General features: G+C 41.5%; 21 protein-coding genes and 2 tRNA genes. 6 read left to right on the forward strand and 17 right to left on the reverse strand.

Features of this window, described 5'->3' with window-relative positions; translation table 11 throughout:
* Positions 1-133: 133 nt before the first annotated feature.
* The 3 genes from VLA57_RS11400 to VLA57_RS11410 all read left to right on the forward strand — a co-directional run bounded on the left by VLA57_RS11400 (position 134) and on the right by VLA57_RS11410 (position 1,060).
* On the forward strand, positions 134-619 hold the full coding sequence (locus VLA57_RS11400) for a glutathione peroxidase (RefSeq protein ID WP_133105216.1): 486 nt from the start codon (positions 134-136) through the stop codon (positions 617-619).
* Positions 620-842: 223 nt separating this feature from the next.
* Positions 843-918: transfer RNA gene (locus VLA57_RS11405), tRNA-Val, on the forward strand.
* A gap of 65 nt (positions 919-983) precedes the next feature.
* Positions 984-1,060, forward strand: a tRNA-Asp gene (locus VLA57_RS11410).
* Between the two features lie 223 nt (positions 1,061-1,283).
* On the opposite strand, the gene VLA57_RS11415 is transcribed toward VLA57_RS11410, so the two are convergent.
* The 7 genes from VLA57_RS11415 to VLA57_RS11445 all read right to left on the reverse strand — a co-directional run bounded on the left by VLA57_RS11415 (position 1,284) and on the right by VLA57_RS11445 (position 7,072).
* Positions 1,284-1,769, reverse strand: coding sequence for a DUF305 domain-containing protein (locus tag VLA57_RS11415; RefSeq protein ID WP_133105215.1), 486 nt, complete (start codon positions 1,767-1,769; stop codon positions 1,284-1,286).
* Positions 1,770-1,796: 27 nt separating this feature from the next.
* On the reverse strand, positions 1,797-2,966 hold the full coding sequence (locus VLA57_RS11420; RefSeq protein WP_133105214.1) for a copper resistance protein B: 1,170 nt from the start codon (positions 2,964-2,966) through the stop codon (positions 1,797-1,799).
* Positions 2,967-2,997: 31 nt separating this feature from the next.
* Entirely contained in the window at positions 2,998-4,704 is a 1,707-nt protein-coding gene (locus VLA57_RS11425; RefSeq protein ID WP_133105213.1) for a copper resistance system multicopper oxidase, read from the reverse strand.
* A gap of 152 nt (positions 4,705-4,856) precedes the next feature.
* Positions 4,857-5,495 carry a DUF411 domain-containing protein gene (locus VLA57_RS11430; RefSeq protein WP_133105212.1) on the reverse strand — a complete coding sequence of 213 codons (639 nt, stop codon included), beginning with the start codon at positions 5,493-5,495 and terminating at the stop codon, positions 4,857-4,859.
* Between the two features lie 156 nt (positions 5,496-5,651).
* Positions 5,652-6,278 (reverse strand): c-type cytochrome, encoded by a 627-nt coding sequence (locus tag VLA57_RS11435; protein WP_133105211.1) that lies wholly within the window; start codon positions 6,276-6,278, stop codon positions 5,652-5,654.
* A 78-nt stretch (positions 6,279-6,356) separates the two neighbouring features.
* Entirely contained in the window at positions 6,357-6,629 is a 273-nt protein-coding gene (locus VLA57_RS11440; protein ID WP_020443008.1) for a hypothetical protein, read from the reverse strand.
* A gap of 158 nt (positions 6,630-6,787) precedes the next feature.
* Positions 6,788-7,072 carry a hypothetical protein gene (locus tag VLA57_RS11445; RefSeq protein WP_133105210.1) on the reverse strand — a complete coding sequence of 95 codons (285 nt, stop codon included), beginning with the start codon at positions 7,070-7,072 and terminating at the stop codon, positions 6,788-6,790.
* A 325-nt stretch (positions 7,073-7,397) separates the two neighbouring features.
* Here VLA57_RS11445 and VLA57_RS11450 point away from each other — a divergent pair, with 325 nt between their 5' ends.
* The 3 genes from VLA57_RS11450 (at position 7,398) to VLA57_RS11460 (ending at position 10,954) form a co-directional block, all read left to right on the forward strand.
* Positions 7,398-8,114 carry a heavy metal response regulator transcription factor gene (locus tag VLA57_RS11450; protein ID WP_133105209.1) on the forward strand — a complete coding sequence of 239 codons (717 nt, stop codon included), beginning with the start codon at positions 7,398-7,400 and terminating at the stop codon, positions 8,112-8,114.
* Position 8,115: 1 nt separating this feature from the next.
* Positions 8,116-9,603 (forward strand): ATP-binding protein, encoded by a 1,488-nt coding sequence (locus VLA57_RS11455; RefSeq protein WP_133105208.1) that lies wholly within the window; start codon positions 8,116-8,118, stop codon positions 9,601-9,603.
* A gap of 580 nt (positions 9,604-10,183) precedes the next feature.
* Entirely contained in the window at positions 10,184-10,954 is a 771-nt protein-coding gene (locus VLA57_RS11460; protein WP_133105207.1) for a DUF5020 family protein, read from the forward strand.
* A 164-nt stretch (positions 10,955-11,118) separates the two neighbouring features.
* On the opposite strand, the gene modB is transcribed toward VLA57_RS11460, so the two are convergent.
* From modB to VLA57_RS11510, 10 genes are all read right to left on the reverse strand, one after another.
* On the reverse strand, positions 11,119-11,820 hold the full coding sequence (gene modB, locus VLA57_RS11465; protein WP_133105206.1) for a molybdate ABC transporter permease subunit: 702 nt from the start codon (positions 11,818-11,820) through the stop codon (positions 11,119-11,121).
* Positions 11,821-11,986: 166 nt separating this feature from the next.
* On the reverse strand, positions 11,987-12,814 hold the full coding sequence (gene modA / locus VLA57_RS11470; protein ID WP_133105205.1) for a molybdate ABC transporter substrate-binding protein: 828 nt from the start codon (positions 12,812-12,814) through the stop codon (positions 11,987-11,989).
* Entirely contained in the window at positions 12,807-13,298 is a 492-nt protein-coding gene (locus VLA57_RS11475; RefSeq protein ID WP_133105204.1) for a molybdenum cofactor biosynthesis protein MoaE, read from the reverse strand. Before VLA57_RS11475 ends, modA begins: the two co-directional genes overlap by 8 nt.
* Positions 13,299-13,359: 61 nt before the next feature.
* The gene (locus VLA57_RS11480) at positions 13,360-13,644 is read right to left on the reverse strand and encodes a MoaD/ThiS family protein (RefSeq protein ID WP_133105203.1); all 285 of its coding nucleotides are present in this window, start codon (positions 13,642-13,644) and stop codon (positions 13,360-13,362) included.
* 60 nt (positions 13,645-13,704) lie between these two features.
* Positions 13,705-14,211, reverse strand: coding sequence for a cyclic pyranopterin monophosphate synthase MoaC (gene moaC, locus VLA57_RS11485; protein WP_133105202.1), 507 nt, complete (start codon positions 14,209-14,211; stop codon positions 13,705-13,707).
* Between the two features lie 43 nt (positions 14,212-14,254).
* The gene (gene mobA / locus VLA57_RS11490; RefSeq protein ID WP_133105201.1) at positions 14,255-15,025 is read right to left on the reverse strand and encodes a molybdenum cofactor guanylyltransferase; all 771 of its coding nucleotides are present in this window, start codon (positions 15,023-15,025) and stop codon (positions 14,255-14,257) included.
* Between the two features lie 2 nt (positions 15,026-15,027).
* On the reverse strand, positions 15,028-15,558 hold the full coding sequence (gene moaB / locus VLA57_RS11495; protein ID WP_133105200.1) for a molybdenum cofactor biosynthesis protein B: 531 nt from the start codon (positions 15,556-15,558) through the stop codon (positions 15,028-15,030).
* A 48-nt stretch (positions 15,559-15,606) separates the two neighbouring features.
* Complete coding sequence (gene moaA, locus VLA57_RS11500; protein ID WP_133105199.1) at positions 15,607-16,725, reverse strand: GTP 3',8-cyclase MoaA; 1,119 nt, start codon at positions 16,723-16,725, stop codon at positions 15,607-15,609.
* Positions 16,726-16,953: 228 nt separating this feature from the next.
* Positions 16,954-18,243, reverse strand: a complete 1,290-nt coding sequence (locus tag VLA57_RS11505) for a molybdopterin molybdotransferase MoeA (RefSeq protein WP_133105198.1) — start codon at positions 18,241-18,243, stop codon at positions 16,954-16,956.
* A 266-nt stretch (positions 18,244-18,509) separates the two neighbouring features.
* On the reverse strand, positions 18,510-19,709 hold the full coding sequence (locus VLA57_RS11510; RefSeq protein ID WP_133105197.1) for a globin domain-containing protein: 1,200 nt from the start codon (positions 19,707-19,709) through the stop codon (positions 18,510-18,512).
* Between the last annotated feature and the right edge of the window lie 251 nt (positions 19,710-19,960).

Below are 19,960 nucleotides of genomic sequence, written 5' to 3' on the forward strand. Positions count from 1 at the left end.
GTGTAAGCTAACGAAGTAGTAGTAAAGAGTAGGGAGTATTGATATCTTCCTACTTATTTTTAATATCACTAAGCTTATTGACCACAGTGTCTAATGCTTGATAGCAAAAAAATAACTCACTTAAGGATGAATAATGACTACTATTTATGATTTTAGTGCTGAGCGTATGGATGGCATGACGCAAAATTTCTCTGCCTATAAAGATCAAGTGTTGCTAATTGTTAATACCGCAAGCAAGTGTGGCTTTACGCCGCAGTTTGAGGGCTTAGAAGCACTGTATCAGCAATATAAAGATCAAGGTTTGGTAATTATCGGTTTTCCCTGTAATCAATTCGGCAACCAAGATCCTGCTAATAATGATGAAATTGGCGCATTTTGCCAAAAGAACTATGGTGTCAGCTTTCCAATGATGGCAAAAGTCGACGTCAATGGCAGTGATGCTCATCCTGTGTTTGAATGGCTAAAAAATCAAAAAGGCGGGCTTCTCACAGACGGTATCAAATGGAATTTCACCAAGTTTTTAATTGATAGTAAAGGGCAGGTAATTGCTCGTTATGCACCAACGACCAAACCTGAAGCGCTCAAGGCTGATATAGAAGAAGCGCTGGCGGCAAAGTAAGTACTAGAGTGAAAAAGATTAACTATTCTGCGAAATTATAAAATCAATTAAAACAGATGCTTATAAATTTAATCACCAAAATAAGCAAAAATCTGCGATAAATATCAAAATAGTGTTTGACAGCCATGTGTAAATCTATATAATACACACCCACAGCAGCAGAGCTTAGTGACAAACTTAGAGCTCAGTTGATATTGAATAAATTGCTTAGCAATTGTTCGAAGGGTGATTAGCTCAGTTGGTAGAGCGTCTGCCTTACACGCAGAATGTCGGCGGTTCGAATCCGTCATCACCCACCACTATTTAGTATAGCGTTACTCTTAAGTAGTAGGCTAAGTGGTTAAATAAACTAAGTACGACCTAAGCAGCGGTAGTTCAGTTGGTTAGAATACCGGCCTGTCACGCCGGGGGTCGCGGGTTCGAGTCCCGTCCGCTGCGCCATATTTAAAACTTAGTTTTAATACAAAAGTTTCAACCTCAAGCATTAGATTGTTTGAGGTTTTTTTGTGCCTAAATTTCTCTTTAAACCCTTTATTTTTATGAGCTTGCCATTTTATTTTTTGTCACTTTTCTTGAAACAGCTTACTCTCTAATAAAAGAATACCTGGATGAATGCAGGTATTTTTTTATTAGAGAGCTTTATAATATTTACATACATCATTGTCTATTCCAGCTCTTCGATCAGCGCTTGCATCTCAGCGATTTCACGCTTTTGCGCTTTAATAATATCGTCAGCGAGCTGTTGCACTCTAGGATCTTCGATATCTGCTCTTGAGCTGGTCAAAATAGCAATCGAGTGATGTGGTATCATCGCTTGCATCCAATCGACTTGATCGACCGTTGATTGAGAGCGCACGCCCCATATCCCAACGGCAAACATCAACACACTTAGTCCATAAACCATCAAATTAATTTTGGTTTTTTTGTACATATTACCCATAAAGGCCAGCATAATAACGGCCATACCCGCACCCATGTAGAGCGCCATATAAGCTCGGGTTTCGCTAAAGTAAACATGACTCCATTCATAAGTATTGAAATACATCATGATGTACATCACAATCGTAGACGTCACAATCATCAGGGTGAACTTGATATAAGGGTTCATGCCCTGTTGATGATTCATGTTGTTTTGATCTGAAGCATTCATAGTATATCTCCTATTACATTAATAATATTAGAACCAGAATTTAACCCCTGCAGTCAAACTACTGCTATCAACTGCTTCATTATGTTGACGACGCTGATCTCGAGCACTACCAAGCGCTGTCTCATAACTCACACCCACATAAGGCGCAAGTTGGCGACTGAATGTCTCATAAGTGAGCCTCATTTCAGCATCCATCTCGTTAAAACCTTTGGTAATATGATTGTCGCTGTCTTTTTTACTAAAGGCTGTTAGTCCTACTTCCGGTATCACAACCCAGTGCTGGCTCAAACGCCACTCGTATTCTGCGCCAAGGTCCAATCGAACTTGTCCATCAGAATACAGATAAGCTCTGGCATCGGTTTCAATAAAGTAAGGCATAGTACCGACAATACCCGCCATAATGGCAGGTTTGTCATTTTCGGTATCATAAGCAACACCGGCCTCGCCATTCCAGAAGATACTTAGCGGCTTCCAGTAAGATAGTGAGGTCAGACTATCAATTTCTTTATCACCTTCGGTCTGAATACTACCTTCACTGCGTAAAGAGAGGCGGCGCTCATCTACGCCATACCAAGCACCAACCTCATAATTAATCTGATTGTCATCAAACTGATAACCTAAATCATCTACAGAAACGCCCCACAATGGCATATCACCCATCATCATAGGCTTACCATACTGTCCATAAGGAACGCCGTTTGAATAGTCAGGACTGCGCGCATCAGCTGGAGCCTTACCACCTTGCATACCTGACATATCCATGCTGCCATGATCCATACCCGACATGTCCATGCCGCTATGATCCATACCCGACATGTCCATGCCACTGTGATCCATACCTGACATATCCATACCGCTATGGTCCATATCCGACATATCCATACCGCTATGGTCCATATCCGACATATCCATACCGCTATGATCCATATCCGACATATCCATGCCACTGTGATCCATACCTGACATATCCATACCGCTATGGTCCATATCCGACATATCCATACCGCTATGGTCCATATCCGACATATCCATGCCGCTGTGATCCATATCTGACATGTCCATACTACTATGATCCATGCCTGACATCATCATGTCTTTTTTAGCAGTGGACGGGTCAGCAGCATTAGCAAATGATGATGCCAGCAGTACCAATGATGATGCCCCAGCGAACCGTAAACCTACTTTATGTATTTTCATCTCATCTCTCACCTATCAATCAAAGATTTGCTTAAATGACCGCCACTTCTCTAAACATACCAGCTTCCATGTGATAGAGCAGATGACAATGCCATGCCCATCGACCAGCTTCCCCTGTGACATCAAAGCTGATTTTTTGTGCCGGCTGCACCATAATAGTATGCTTGCGCACCTGAAACTCGCCGTTAGGCATGCGCAAATCGCTCCACATGCCGTGTAAATGCATCGGATGGTTCATCATCGTGTCATTGACTAAGGTAATACGCACGCGCTCATTAGGTTTAATATTAACCGGTGTCGCCTCACTGAACTTAACCCCATCAAACGCCCAGATATAGCGCTCCATGTTACCGGTTAAATGTAGCTCGATCTCTCGGGTAGGCTTGCGCTGCTCTGCAAATATTGCCTCATCGACAGAGCGCAGCTGGCTATAGTTCAGCACCTTTCTATCAATGTTACGCAGGTTAATACCTGGATCATCAAGGTTCATACGTGGACTGTCCACACGCATGTCAGATTTGAAGTCATACTCAGTTTTGGCATGCTTGGCTTTATAACCATCAGCACCCATAGCGCCCATCATATCTGCCATGGTGAGCCATTCGATTTTGTCCATAGCAGGCGTTGCTGCACGAGCACCTTCTTTGGTGGCAAGCGTTGCGGAGACATAGCCTGAACGGTCTATGTTTTGGGCAAATATGGTATGCGCATCTTTGGTCGGGGTGACAATGACATCGTAGGTCTCAGCCACGCCAATACGAAAATCATCAATCGCAACGGGTGCGACATCAATACCATCGGTTGCCACCACAGTCATTTTGAGACCGGGTATGCGCACATCAAAGATGGTTTGCGCTGAAGCATTGATAAAGCGTAATTTAACGCGCTGTCCTGCTTTGACGATTTGCGCCCAATTAGCCGCGGTGGTTTTGCCATTCATAAGATAGGTAAAAGTGTTTTCGCCCGACAAGTCAGTAAAATCAGTAGGCATCATGCGCATCTGATTCCACATTTTGCGTTTATCAAACGCAGTTTTCATATCCGTTTCAGCGATATCAGACAGTAGCTTCTTGAAGTCTGGCAAATGATAATTGTCAAAGTCGGCGCGCTGTTTGAGCAGCTTCAAGAGATTATGCGGGTTGCGGCTGGTCCAATCACTCAGCACGATCACGTGGTCTTCATCGATAGGATGACGCTCACGCCCTTTAGGTTCAATCACAATGGCGCCCAACATGCCGGTTTGTTCTTGGAAGCCACTGTGTGAGTGATACCAATAGGTGCCTGATTGTTTGAGTTTGAATTTATAAGTAAAGGTGCTGTTTGCAGGAATGCCATCAAAGCTAATACCCGGCACCCCATCCATCTCAAACGGTACTAGTAGTCCATGCCAATGAATAGAGGTTGATTCATCCATCTGATTATGAACACGTATCACCACCGTATCGCCCTCAACCATCTTTAGCGTCGGTGCTGGCAGTGAATTATTGATGAGCGTTGCCATGCTCTTTTTACCGTTGACAATAGCGGACTGTTTACTGACGTATAAATCAAACTCTTTACCAGTCAATATAGGCACTTTATGAGTGTTTTGATCACTATTGATAGTAGCACCCTGACTGCCCGAACGACCCGAATGTCCCAATGCACTACTGGCCATGGTCGGTATCAAGGAAGCGCCAAGGACAGCGGAGGATCCGGTTAAAAAACGTCGGCGGTTCAATATGTTCTGTTTATTCATAATGATGACCTAATTTAATTTGAGAGATGGTGGTTAAGCTTATGGTTATAATATTTAACGATACGTCAATTACGATTGGGAATCTTATTAAGCCGCTTTTGATGCTACTCACATTCAATTTATCCAGATCCCAGCCAAAAAAACCATCAAAATTATAGTTGCTGCTGAGGAGAGTCAATAGCGGCATAAACTTCTGTGGTGCCGTCTTTATTAAGCTGCATTACTTTATAAGGCATGAATTTATCTTGATATTCCATACCGGGGCTGCCAACTGGCATACTAGGTACGGCAAGACCAATGGCTGATATAGGAGGATTTTCTAAGAACTGAGCCATGTGTTTAGCAGGGACATGTCCTTCAAAGACGAAACCGTCGGTAGTAACGGTGGTATGGCAAGAGCGCATTTGCTGTGGTACGCCATAGCGATCTTTGAATAAAGAGACATCTGCCACATCTTGCGCGGTTGCACTTAATCCATTGTCTTTTGCATAGCCTACCCATTCTTTACAGCAGCCACAGTTGGCATCTTTATAGACGGTCGCTGAGACGTTTTTGAGTAATGATGACGGGTCGATTGCAGGAGCATCTGCCGGAGCCGAACTTTCGTTTTGTACTTGTGCATTCTGGGTAGCAGACTGTTCAACCTTTACTGGTTGAGAATCAGAGACACTGGTAGTAGATTGGCTACAAGCGGCTAGTGTAAGGGGTAGTGCTGATACCGCCATCAATAAAAGGACACGACCGGATAACCAGTGATGTCCATTAGAAAACCCGTGTATGTAATGTCTCATCAAATCACCTTTAAGTGTCTATTATTATGCTCGATACTCTAAAAACTGGACCCTATATTTGTGGTCTTAACTAAAAACGTTAAATGCAGCACCGTACAGTACTGCATTGTTAATAACGATAACGTTTAATGATGATGCTTCTATATACAGACAGGGTTAATGCTGCATTCCAGAACCATCTTCCGACATCTCCATACCCATACCCATACCATCATCCGACATATTCATATCACCATCAAATGACATGTCCATCATATCGCCATCTATCCGAGTGGTTAGCATCGTGTACTGAGCTTCATCTAATTCAGGTAGCGATCTGATAAAAGCGACCATTGCCCACATTCTATCGTCATCATGGGAGGCGCCCCATGCAGGCATTCCCGAAGCCATAATGCCATGTTTGATGGCCCAAAAGCTTTGCTTTGCACCGTCCTCAGTTTGATAACGTTTGACGATATCAGCCTTGGTAAAGTTGGGTGGCTTTGGATATAAGCTTTCGCTAAAGTCAGTTTGTGCCACTCCCGGAGACAAGTGACAGCCTGCACACATATCCTTATAGTCCGCGCCACCAGAGCTGATCATGTCAACCTTCTCTAAGTCTGGTACCACAATATCTTTACTGGCAGTTTGTATAGAACGATTGCGCGCAGTTTCTAAGAAGCTATACATCATTGGGCTATGCTCTTGGTCTGCACCCACGTTGACAATACCGCTGCTGACAACCGCAAACATCCCAACGATTGCCACAAATAAAGTAAAGAGCACACCCAATAAAAACTTCATATATTTTCCTAAAAACTTATTTCCGTTAATTTCTCTCTGCTATTAGAGAGGAGCTGTGAGTTAACAGAGCTGAAATTTTTAAGATTTACTGTCAGTAGTCACACAATGTTTTTGGTACATTTGCTTCATTTTGCTCATATTGGCCATCATGGCTTTCATAGCAGGGTCATTCATGTCCATCTTGCTATGATCCATTTTTCCCATCATTTGCATATGCTTTTGCATTTTTTCACAGTTCATTTGATCTTTTTCAGCATGCATTTTAGGGTCATGCGCTAGAGCTGAGGTTGATACAACAAGAGCGATGGCAGTAATGGCGATTGATTTAGTCAGTGCTTTAAATTGCGACATAATTAATTCCTATTGATTGGATTAAGAGCTATTGAGGGTAAAGCAGTTAGACCAGCCTCAATGATACATTACTCATTCTGACTGGCACATGACATTAAGATTACAATATTGTCATCTTCACATATTGGGATTTCAATATCCCAAGTAATCTTTTAGTATTACTTCTCGCTATTATAATTTTTCACAAAATACTTTTCAGATTGCAAATGTTGATCTTGATGCTGAACCTGACAAGCCACTCTAGCATCGATATAACTTTTCATTTGAGCATCAGATATCTTAGCATCATTATGATCAGCGTTTTTTGCAAAACTAGCAACCGCATCACAACTACTAAGAATAGAAGCATCTAAGTTCGTGGTGTGAGCATTGGCCGCTGACATACCAACTAACATTGATACCGAAAGTAAAGCTGCTTTTTTTAATGTACTATATTTTTTCATTTAAAACCCTTTGAATTCAAATAATAAATCATTTAAGTAAGATAATGGCCTAACTCATAGAAGCGGTCTATATCAGAGACAAGCTTCTATGTGGCGTTGATTTAGAATACTAAATAGAGGCTGACAGCTAGATGACACGGACATGACGTTTTTGTTAGAAACAAAACAATACTGTCATCTACTTGTCATTAGAACCAAATGTCATTATCCGCTTTTATCCGTAGAGCGCCGTTATAACAAGGACTTTTGATAAATATATAGATGATAATCTAACAACGTTAGTGATACGCTGTTGACAAATATAATGATATGAAGGTAAGCGACGATGAAAGTACTGTTAGTAGAAGATGAGCAAAAACTTGGAGAATATATTAAGAAAGGCTTAACTGAGGCCGGCTTCATCGTGGATCATTATATGACTGGTCTAGATGGCTATCATGCGCTAATGACTGAAGAATTTAGTGTGGTGCTGATGGATGTGATGCTACCTGACGTCAGTGGCTTTGAGCTGATACAGCGCTACCGTGCCGCTGGAAAGCATACGCCTGTTTTATTTTTAACCGCTAAAGATGATTTAAGTGATCGAATCAAAGGTATTGAAATTGGTGGCGATGATTATCTGACCAAGCCTTTTGCTTTTGCTGAGCTGATTGTTAGAATAAAAAGTTTGCTGCGACGTGCCAACCAATCGGACTATAAAAGCACAGTCATCCATACCGCTGATCTGAAAATGGATATTGCCAAACGCACTGTATACAGAGGCGACACCCTTATCAAACTGACTGCCAAAGAGTTTGCTCTATTACAGTTTTTCCTAGAACGTCAAGGTGAAGTACTGCCACGTACTGTGATTGCCTCGCAAGTATGGGATATAAATTTTGACAGCGATACCAATGTCATTGATGTAGCTATCAGACGTCTACGAATCAAAATCGACGATGGTTTTGACACCAAGCTGATTCACACAGTACGCGGTATGGGCTACAGGTTAGAGCCGCTGGCTCTAGGCATGGGTGACGATGACAAAGATGATCCAAAATAAAATGAGATATAAATTCAAGAATCGACGTTGGCCGCTGTTATGGCGCACTGTTTTTTTACTGACCATATTTGTTGTCATCTCTCAAGTCATTATTTATATATGGGTTCAGCGCTCTGTTAACGAGCACTTTGAGCAAATGGACTCAGAGATCATTACTCATGCCGCGTTTAATTTGCGCAAACGTATGGTTGCCTTGGGCGAAGAAGTAGAGCCATTAACAGCTTCAAAGTCCCAATCACTCATTGATGACAATCACCTACATTCTTCTTGGCTAGATTATGATTTAAAAACGCTAATATCAGATAAAAACGGCAAATTATTATCCAGCGATCCCAGTAATTTCATCCATGATTTACCGACCGACTTTAGCTTGTTACAACTACGGCAGGACTATCGCGATCAGCAGTTTATGATCAGGATTAATAGTAGACATTATCGAGCGATGGTCATTGCAAACCACGAGGCTTTGGCACTTATTGCGCTGCCTATCGATGTTCATCATCAATATCTCATACATTTTAATCGCCAGCTGAGCTTGATATTGATCGCGATCACACTATTACTGGTGTCAATTGCTGCATTAAGTGTCTATTGGGGATTTGCACCACTCGCTACTATCGTCCAAAAGATGAAGAGCATTAATCCTGAACAGTTACATGAAAGAGTGGTGGTCAGTAATATGCCCTTAGAGCTACGACCATTGGCTGAGTCTTATAACTTAATGATGGAAAAGCTGGAAAGTAATTTTGAATCGTTATCACGCTTCTCAGATAATATTGCCCATGAGCTACGTACTCCGCTGGCGACGCTTGGCACTCAAACCCAAGTGATGTTAAGTAAGCCTAGAGCGAGCCATGAATATGTTGAGCAGCTGCACCATCAGCATGACACCCTTGAGCAGTTATCTACGCTGATTAATAATATGCTGCTGCTAGCAAAGACACAAAAAGGGCTGTCTGACTCACAGCTCAATCAGATTGATACCGAGTCAATGTTCACTAAGCTTATTGATTACTATGAGCTAATCGCAGAAGATCGGAATATCTCCTTTGAAAAGACGGGCAACTTCCAAGCTGTGCTAGGAGATGAAAGCTTATTACAAAGACTGTTCGCCAATCTCATGTCAAATGCCATTTATTATGCTGCTAGTGACAGTGTGATTATTATTGAAGCCTCTAGTATTGAGATCCCCACTGTGCCTCATACTGTCACGAGTGATAAGCAAGATATGAGGTCGTCTATATTAAATCCTGCATCTTTCAAGGTAGTGATCACCAATCGCTTAGATCAACCATTGACTCAAGTAGAGGCTGATAAACTGTTTGAGCGCTTTTACCGTCATGATAAAACGAATACGATGCATTCGGGAACAGGCTTAGGCTTATCTATCGTGCAAGCTATCGCCAATGCCCATAATGGCAAGGTCAGTATTACTATAAAAGATGACTCTTACTTTCAAGTCAATGTTGAGTTGATGATGGCTAGATAAAGAAGTATCAAATAAGAAAATTCGAGCTTCTCGTTCCACGTAGCCAAATAATTAAGACTGTATTTAGATGTTATTTTTTAAGCAAAGTTCGCCTCGATTATTTACATAATTGAGGCTTTTTTCTGTCTAAAAATTCTCCAAGCATTTCAGCAGTAGATTATTGACCACAGTAACAATATTTCTTCCTCCTTTACAAAATTAATATTCCTGACCATTTAGTCAGTTATTTTAATAAAATCATAAACTTAGATGATATCAATAACTTAGAGTACGTTTTTTACTGATATTTGGCGCTAAAATGCAGTTGTCAGCCCTCATAAAACATGCTTAAATGTTTCAAAGTATTAATAATTGCTGCCAAAATTGGGATTACTGAAATAAGTTATTAAGAAAATCTTTGTAGTTTCAGCAGCATTGATGCTTGTTTTGATGACGTTTTATTTTTACTGAAAGCTAATAGCCTTTTTCCCTCTAGCAGTACGGGTGCGTTTTAACAGGAAGTTAAACCCCGTTTATAGCCATGATAACCATGATGGCAATGTTGCTAGGCACCAACGACTGTAAATAAAGGAATACTACTGTGCGTGATCATTCATTTATAAGCCTATCCTCAATCACTAATAAGCTAACCTATGCGCTTGTTGCCATTGCTGCTTTAGGCGCTATGAGCAGCGCTCAAGCAAAAGTGCTCTTCACTGATACCAGTATCTCAGCGCTTTACGGTACTGATTATGAGCTAGTGCCTCAAGAAACCTTAACCACCGTTACTTTAGAGCATGCCTCGACCCATACATGGGGTGGTGTATTTTTCTTTGTCGATCGCCATCAAGGTAAAGAAAACGCGGCAGGTAAAGAGTTTAAGGAAACCTATGGTGAGCTTGCGCCCAAACTTAAGCTGGCAAAGTTTGATAACAGCTTTATCAAACAAGTCAATTTAGCGGGGCAGTACGAGTTTGGCTCAAACAGTAACGGTTTTAGTCAAGATAACTATCTGGTAGGTGTTGGCGTGGATTTAAATGTCCCTATTCCGGGTATGAAATATGCATCGGCATCGCTATATCATGCGTTTAATGAGAAGGACAATGCTGATGATCAACAGATTACCTTAACCTACGGCTGGGAGAAAAATAACTTTGTCATAGATGGTTATGTTGACTATGCATTTAACAGCGAAGATGATTCTGTGAAAGATAATATCCATATCAATCCGCAATTAAAATACAACTTACAAGAAGTGTTGGGTATTGATAACCGCTTAGAAGTCGGTATGGAATATAGCTACTGGAAGAATAAATTTGGTAGTGACAAAACGCAGAATGCCGCGAGCGCTTTAGTGAAGTTCCATTTTTAAACAGTCATTAATTTTTAAATATGATTAATAAAGCCCTCATGCTAACTTTATCGGTTGGATGAGGGTTTTTTGTTATGTATGCAAAAAAATCGAAAGTCAGATAGGCTTAAGAAAAAAATAAAGGTGCTAAAAAACCGCATAAATTTTAAATTTGACTCATGCGCTTATGGGCGCTGATAGAGTCGACTGACACTTGCAATCAGCGCCACCATGACCATACCCATTATGATAAGAATAGCAGACATCATGTGTGCTGCCTCGTAATTCAATGCTTCTACTTGCTCATAGATAGCAATGGAGACCACTTTGGTTTCACCCGAAATACTGCCACCAATCATCAATACCACGCCAAACTCGCCAATGGTATGCGCAAAGCTGATTAAGCTGCCAAGGATGATACCGATACGAGCTTGCGGTAATGCTACCCGTATAAAGCGTCTGAAACGGCTGGGTTCCAGTAAGCTTGCAACCTCCATGACACTGGTTGGAATGCGTAAAAATTGCGCATAGACAGGCTGAACAAAAAAAGGCAATGAGTAAATAATAGAGCCAATGACCAGTCCTTCAAAGGTAAAGACAAAGGCGCTGATATTGTATTGCAACAGCCACTTACCGATACCAAAATTGGGGCTCAGTAATAATAATAAATAAAAACCAATCACAGTAGGCGGCAAGACCAGCGGCATCGCAATCACGCCCATGAGCATAATTTTGATGCGCCCAGCGATACGGCTGCGGCTGGGCTTTGCCAGCCAATAGGCTAATGGGGTTGCGAACACTAGCAAGCATAAGGTAGTGACACCAGCAAGCTTGATGCTTACCCACACAGGAAGCAGCATATCTGAGATAAGAGCAGGAGACATCATAACGTTACTGTTTATTTACCTTTTATCTAATAGCGCACTTTTACCATGTTATATAGAGCATCAATTATAAAGTACCGTTTATCGTATCCTTTTTTTTCAAACATCATAATAAGAAAACACATTTATAATGATATTTAAAGCCTTATTCATAGCGGCTATAAATAAATTACCGAACTGCTAAATAACCAGCTCTAGAGAAGTAAGCTTGTCCTGTAGGAGAACGTAGATAATCCGTGAAATCTGCTGCATTTGCTTCATTAGTAATGAGTATGCCGTCTTGTAAAATAGCAGGATAAGATGTTGGTGGTAAGAGGTAAAAATGCTCAGGTACTGCTTTCATTGCTATGACTTGTGAGTGCGCAACAAAGCCATAGTCGACACTACCAGTATGAGCATACTGGAAGGCTTGACCGATATTTTCAGCTTGGATAAGGCGTTTTTGTGCTGTTAGCGCGTCATAGAGATTTTGTGATTCTAAATAGACTTTGGCAGATTCACCGTAAGGGGCAAGCTCAGGATTGGCAATGGTGATTTTGCTTTTATCATTGTTATTAAGTAGCTCTGTCAATGTGTTTTGATCGAATACACCAACAGCTTTGGTGGCACTATAAATGGACAGTTGCCCTTGGGTATAAGTAAAAGGCGTATGATTTGCATCACCTTTAAAAACCTCATTTAGCAGCTGTGCGGGGAAGTCTTGGTTGGCCGCTAAAAAGATATCATATGGTGCACCTGAGATAATTTGAGAATAAAGCTTACCTGACGAGGCAAAAGTGACTTCTATTTCTTGGTTAGGTAAACCCTTATCAGTTTTGTAGCCCTCGATAATTTCAGGCAATACGTCCGATAAATTGGCAGCTGCAGCGATACGGAGTATTTGACTTGGCTCAGCGGTATTGTTGATCTCAGCTGGCAAGTCAGTACCTTTTTCTTTAGTACAAGCCGTTAGCATCAAGGCTAAGCAGACTGCTGCCATTTTTATATTCTTACCCATTATTGCTTAGCCATTTTGAAGAGTCATCTTGGTAGTATTCTTGCTTCCAAACGGGAATGTCCGCTTTTATCGTATCTAATATCCAGCGGCAGGCATCAAAAGCAGGATAACGATGGGCAGAAACCACGCCAACCCAAACCGCCACATCACCAATCTCTAAAGCCCCGATACGATGAATGGCGATAGCGTGAGTAATTTCAAAGCGCTTTTTGGCTTCTTCGATAATGGCACGTCCTTGATTGAGTGCAAGTTCTTCATAGCCATAGTAGGTCAAGCGGTTGACGCTACTGGCATTATTGTGATTACGTACACGACCTTCAAAGCATACGAAAGCGCCGCAACTGTCATCATCAAGGGTTTTCTTTAGTCGATTTTCATCAATGTCTGAATCTAGTAGCGCAAAGCCATCACGTTCAGCGATGAGATAAGCCTCATCGATGCTACGCTTAATGCTCATCGACTGCCCATATACTTGGTCTGCCATATATTGTCTCTATTTATTATTCTTAAAATTTTTAGCGATACAAATAAGCGTCTAAATACTATTAACCGCCTGCTACTGGAGTAATGAAAACCACGCTATCGCCATGATTAATCTCATCTGTCCACTTGGCAAAGTAATCGTTTACTGCCACACGCAGCTCTGACTGTGGACGGCTAAAACGATGCTTTTGGCGCAGTTGGTCGTATAACTCGGTCAATGACGTAGACTGTGGTACGTTTACTTTTTCTTCATGACAATTGGCTTCATCGGCTAAGCTGGCAAAGTATAAAACGGTGATATTCATCGTCGTATTTATATCGTCACTGCTTTCTATTAAATCGCTCATAGAAGTCTCCATTATTTATTAATTGCCAAGCTTTATATCTATCATATCGCTATGGCGTATTTACGCATGTTGATAGTCAGATTTGCCGCCCGTCTTATTCATCAGATGGACGTTATTGATGATGATGTCGTGAGAGATGGCTTTGGTCATATCATAGATAGTTAGGCAAGCGACGCTGACAGCTGTCAGTGCTTCCATTTCTACGCCGGTTTTATGCGTAACTCTGACAGTAGCAGTGACAGTAATGCTGTTTTGGCTATCGTCGTATTCAAAATTTAAACCAATCTTATCTAATGGTAGGGGATGACAAAGTGGAATCAGGTCATGGGTACGTTTTGCAGCCATGATACCTGCGATATGAGCGGTCTGCGTGATACTGCCTTTTTTGGTCATACCATCAGCAGCTTTGATTTGCTCATAAATTATCGCAGGGAAGATCACTTGCCCCTGCGCACGCGCTTCTCTTGTCGTCGCTATTTTGCCACTCACATCGACCATGGTGATATCACCGTCGCTATCTAAATGCGACAAGGCAGTTTGAATGGTTTTTTGACTGCTGATATTCATTTATCATTTCTCTTAAATGGCTAGTTTCTCTCAGTAAATCTTATTATATGTAACGTAAAGCAATACAGGCACGCTCAAAATCTTTAGGCGTATTGAAATTGGTAAGACATTGCCAATCCTCTGAAAACGTTACAGGCTGCACAATTGGCTGAATAAATTTCATTACTTGGCGCTGCCCATTGTCAATATAATGCTTTAAATCCGGCTCAATACTTAAGCGATAAATACCTAACAATGGATATAAATGATGCTCATCGGTAAGACAAATTACCGACTTATCTACAGCTTGCGTTATATAAGGTTGTAGTTTTTTCCATAAATCGGTTACAGCAATCAAGCTATCACAGCTAATAATCATCAGCCAAGATGCGTACGAATTTGCCGCATTGGTTGATTGCATAATCATTGAGCTGGTCAAATATTGTAATGCCGCCTCTATGGCGACCAATGCGCCGCCGGTTTCGATCTGTTCATTGTCATTACTAGCAAAATCGTCAACCGAAAGGTAATCAGTGATATGAATGATGGGCACTTGCGGGTTATTCAAAATCAAATCTGGATTGATACCAAAACCACGACCGTTATCTGCAATCATAATAGGCACATTATAAGCAGTGGCTGCGCTTAGTTTAAGCGCTTGCCTGACATGATAATCAAGCAATTGCTCATTGGTTGGTAGCATTAACTCAGCTTTTGGCGAACCCATACGTTTGGATGCACCGCCTGCTAAGATGACGATACCTGCTAAGCGATTCAAGTGATCTATATCGCTTGAGCTATTTACACTTTTTAAGGTATTTACAGCATCTGTCATGATTAATCGTGACCGGGGTTGGTACGCATAAAGTGCGGGACAAAATTACAAGGACGCGTGCGGTTATCGAGCTGCTCTTGTAAGATACCTTCCCAAGCAGTGCGGCAAGCGCCTGATGAGCCGGGTAAGCAAAAAATGCCTGTGCCATTTGCCATGCCAGCTACGGCGCGAGATTGGATGGTAGACATGCCGATATCGTCTTTTGATATTAAGCGGAACATCTCACCAAAACCATCTACTGACTTGTCAAACAAGACGCTGACTGCCTCTGGAATGCTGTCTCTAATATAAAACCCCGTACCGCCAGTGGTAATCACTGCATGAACATTTGGGTCCGCAATCCAGCCGCTGACAACGGCTCTAATCTTATAGATATCGTCGGTAATCAGTTGACGATCAGCAAGCTGATGCCCTGCTGCGGTTAACTGATCGACCAGATATTGTCCTGAGCTGTCTTCTGCCATCGTACGACTGTCAGAAACGGTTAATATCGCGAGATTAAGTGGGGTAAAAGGTGCTTGCAGCTTGCTCATGAATGTTCCTTGATAAATATGCTTATTATGAAAAGTATTGCTGATAAATTAACCACCAATCATCGACAAGTTATTCATAATGCCACTGTTCGAGTCATGAAGATGATGGTGCTCAGGTTTAATGGGCATAAAACTATGTAAAGTACTGACCAGTCCTGCAACATCATCTTGCTGCAAATGCTCACGAATGTCGTAATTGCCTTGATCAAATAGGCAAAGATGCACCTTGCCTTGACTGCTAACCCGCAGGCGATTACAGCTGTCACAAAAATGGGCTGCATATGGGGCAATCAGGCCGATACGCCCTTTATAATCAGGATGACTGTATTCAATTGCTGGACCGTCGTTACTGCCGCGTTCATGGGTTTGCCAGCCGTCTTCTATCAGATAATTGGTAATGATGTCGGTTTGGGCATGCTGAGCAAAAAACAAATCGCTGTTGTCACTGGTCTGCATAAATTCAATAAAGCGATAAGTGACTGCTCTATCTTTGACATAATCAATGGCATTCATTAAGTTTTCAAAGGCAGTTTCTGCCATCAGAATGCTATTTATTTTAAGCTTAATATCGGTGGTTGCCAGCAAGGTATCCATATCAGCCAAAAGTTGCGGCAACATATCAAAGCCAGTCATCTTATGGAAAGTAGCGGCATCAAAGCTGTCCATACTGATATTAAGCTGATTTAGTCCGGCTGCCTGCCAACTAGCCAAATGCTTACCAAGCTTATAACCATTACTGGTCATGGCAACGGTTTCAATGCCTTCAGTGTTTTTGATTGTTTTAATAATGTCTACCACATCACGGCGTATAGAAGGCTCACCGCCCGTAATCCTGACTTTTTTGGTGCCAACTTGAGCAAATCCGCGGATTAACGTAGCAATTTCAGCGACACTAAGCTCATCTTGTGGAGGTTTGCCTTGATAGCCATGGGGCAAGCAATATTCACAGCGAAAATTACAGAAATCAGTAATCGATAAACGTAAATAGGTCAAACGTCGTGCAAAGCCATCTGTTAATAGTTGAGCTAATAATGGTTGAGCTAGGTTAGCTGCAGAATCAGTAGACAAAACCGCCAATTTCGATGGTAAATGATCATCAAAAAAATTAGATGCAGCAGTAGGCGAATACAGTTGAGCATTTCCTATGGTGGGGGCAAGATGGTTCATAGATGATTACCATTAATATAAAATATAGTGTGTACTTTTAAGCGTTGCCTCAGGTTGTGAGTGAAATAGGCTATTCAGGTATAAATATGGCGGATTAACTACAAATAACAATCAACCGTCATTCAATTAGTGACTAACATCAGAGTAGCAGTTAGATAATAAATGTTAAGTTTTACACGGCTTATAGCATAGAGGTTTATTCACTGTATCATTTTTAAGCGACATTCACTATATCCAAGGGAAAGGTTGCACTTGTACGCTTTCGCCAGCGGCTACATTGCCAGAATCTTGTGCCAATACGATAAAGCAGTTGGCATGGCTCAGCTGTTTGATACGGTGTGATTGTTGTTTGGTAAAGCTTTCAACGTAAAAACTGCCTGCTTCATCTTGGGTTAAAACGCCTCTTTGGAAGTCCTTACGACCCGCTGATTTTTTAATATCGTTTTTAAGTGTTGCCATGACTGTTAATTGCATAGGTCGCTCTGAATGAGACAAGCCTGCCATTTTCCACAAAGCAGGAGTCACAAACTGTAGCGTACCAACGACCGTCGATAGTGGATTACCAGGCAAACCAAAATATAAGACAGGCTTGGCAAGGTTTTGTGTCAGCTCACCAAAGACAAACGGCTTACCAGGTTTCATCGCGACTTTGTAGTGATTAATCTTGCCCAATTGCTCAATGACGGTGGTCAAAAAATCATAATCACCAACGGATACACCAGCGGTAGAGATCAGTACGTCACACTCTTGCATGGCTTGAGTGACAGCAGCCGTCGTTTTGTCTAAATCATCAGGGATAATCCCATAATCTTGAATAGCTATTGGTAAATCAGAGAGCAGGCTTTTAAGAGTGGGGGTATTAGAGTTATAGATTTGCGCCAAACTTTTAAGCTCATTGCCAATCGCCACTAGCTCATCGCCTGTCGCGAATACACCAACGATTAAAGGCTGATAGACGTTGACTTTATCAAAGCCTAAGTTAGCCAGCAAGCTGATATCAGCAGGATTCAGCCGCTTACCTTTAAATAAAACGGCTTCTCCCGCTACAATTTCTTCGCCTTGTTTGCGAATATGGTCATCAGACTGAGCCGTTTGGCTAAGGATGATGGAGTATGGCTTTGATTTATCAATGCTGCTTTTTATCGCGGCAAAATTGGTGTTTTCTTGCATGATAACGGTATCACATTCATCAGGTACGACCGCACCAGTAAAGATGCGTACTCCTTGACCTGACTGGATATCACCATTATAAGGGCTACCAGCTTGCGATTCGCCGATGATGATGATGGTGGTATTTGTTGCAAGCTTAGTCCCTTTAGCAATCGCATAACCATCCATCGCGGATAGGTTCTGTCTTGGTACCGAAAAAGGTGAGACGATATCTTCAGCCAGTATGTGATGACAGCTGTCTAATAAATCATAGTTAGCGACGGCTCTTTTATTAAGCGGATAGTCGTTATTATTATAATTCTCTACGCGCTGCTGTATCTCAGCTACAAGCCCTTCAACCGTAATCATAACCTTGTACTCATCTTATTAATGTTGAGCTATATATAGCATCAGACATACTTTATACCATAAGAATGACATGGCTGACAGGGATTTCATAAGCGGAGTTGTAAGATATGATTGAGGTTATGCATTAGAAAATAAATAAAAATAGAGCAGATTTTAATATCAATTTACCGAGATAGTTTTTTATCGCTTGCTCGAAGAAAACGATGCAGAAGCTTCAAAAAACCATCCCAGTAATGCTATTTTGTCATTAACAATTGCTTATAACCTTAAGCCAGCTCTATACTCATTTTGGGACCAAAGGGTTCGTAATGAATGTTATCAAGGACATGGTCAAGGATGATCAGGCTATCAATAATGCTTTCCATAAAAGGCATGGAACCACAAACATAAATATCAGCAAGTTTAGGCAAATTGCTAAGCCAAGCTTCATTCAGAATCTGCCCAGACTCAAAGTAAAAAATGTGCTTTTCTACGTTTATCGCAGCAGCCAATAGTTTATTAACTTCACTATCAAAAGCATGATGCTCTTGGTTTTGGCAAGCATAAACCCAAACGATAGGACGTTTTGGATTGGCGGTAACTTGAGCTTCTAACATGGATAAAATAGGTGTCACGCCAATGCCAGCACTGATCAGCACCAAGGGAATATCGTCTTGCTGCACCAAATCTTGGTCTAGCTCAAAATCACCAGCCGGTGCCGACAATAAAACGGTGTCACCGACGGCTAGATGATCATGTAAATAATTAGACACTAGACCGTTATGCTCATTGCGATTGTCACGTCTAACTGCAAACTGGATACCTTGATCGCTATTGGCTGAGTATAAAGAGTAATGACGCAGAGCGATATGATCGCTGTCTGCTGGGTCTGTTTTTACGGTAATGTATTGACCAGCAGACAGTTTAATCTTGCTTAAATCGATAGTCTGATTGTTTACTAAATGGTCATTTACCGGGACGACGGTAAAGGCGGCGATATCAGTCGCTGCTTCTACTTTTGCCGTTACTATAAACGGTGCAAAGCCTTGCCATATTGCCTGCTCATACATACCGTGCTCGATTTGGATAAATATCGAGGAAATCTCATCATAAGCTTCTGCCCAAGCCGTAAGGATATCGTCAGTTGCTGCATCACCCAATACTTCCTTGATGGCAGCAAGCAGATGCTTGCCAACGATAGGGTAGTGCTCTGGTAGGATTTGTAAGGCGCGATGCTTATGGCTGATTTGCGTCACTTGCGGCAATAATGTCGCTAAGTTTTCTAGATGTTTAGCCGCTGCCAAAACCGTCATTGCCAGTGCAGTCTGTTGACGACCAAGCTTTTGATTGGTTTCATTAAAAATATCAAGTAGTTCAGGATGCTCATGAAACATATTCTTATAAAATACAGTAGTAATCGCGGTTCCATGCTCTTCGAGTACCGGTACCGTTGCTTTGACGATTGCTAATGTTTGTAGTGACGCCATTGTGGATCCTTTAGTGAATATTCACATTGATAGTATTTAGTGATTTAAGATTAATGAACGAAATTAATAACGATAATCAAAATTCTGAACCGCCGAATGAGCCAATAAAACGCAGTGACTCAACATTTAAAAGTCAAATCGTTAACCGAAATTATAAGATTCATTTTAAATGAATCTTATAATATATTATCTCTGTTCTAATATCAATGATGCAATACTATTGTACTGATTCCTTTTGGCAACATTTCTGT

It is taken from the genome of Psychrobacter sp. S4(2024), from assembly GCF_036861305.1.
In the GTDB taxonomy this organism is placed as follows: Bacteria; Pseudomonadota; Gammaproteobacteria; order Pseudomonadales; family Moraxellaceae; genus Psychrobacter; species Psychrobacter cryohalolentis.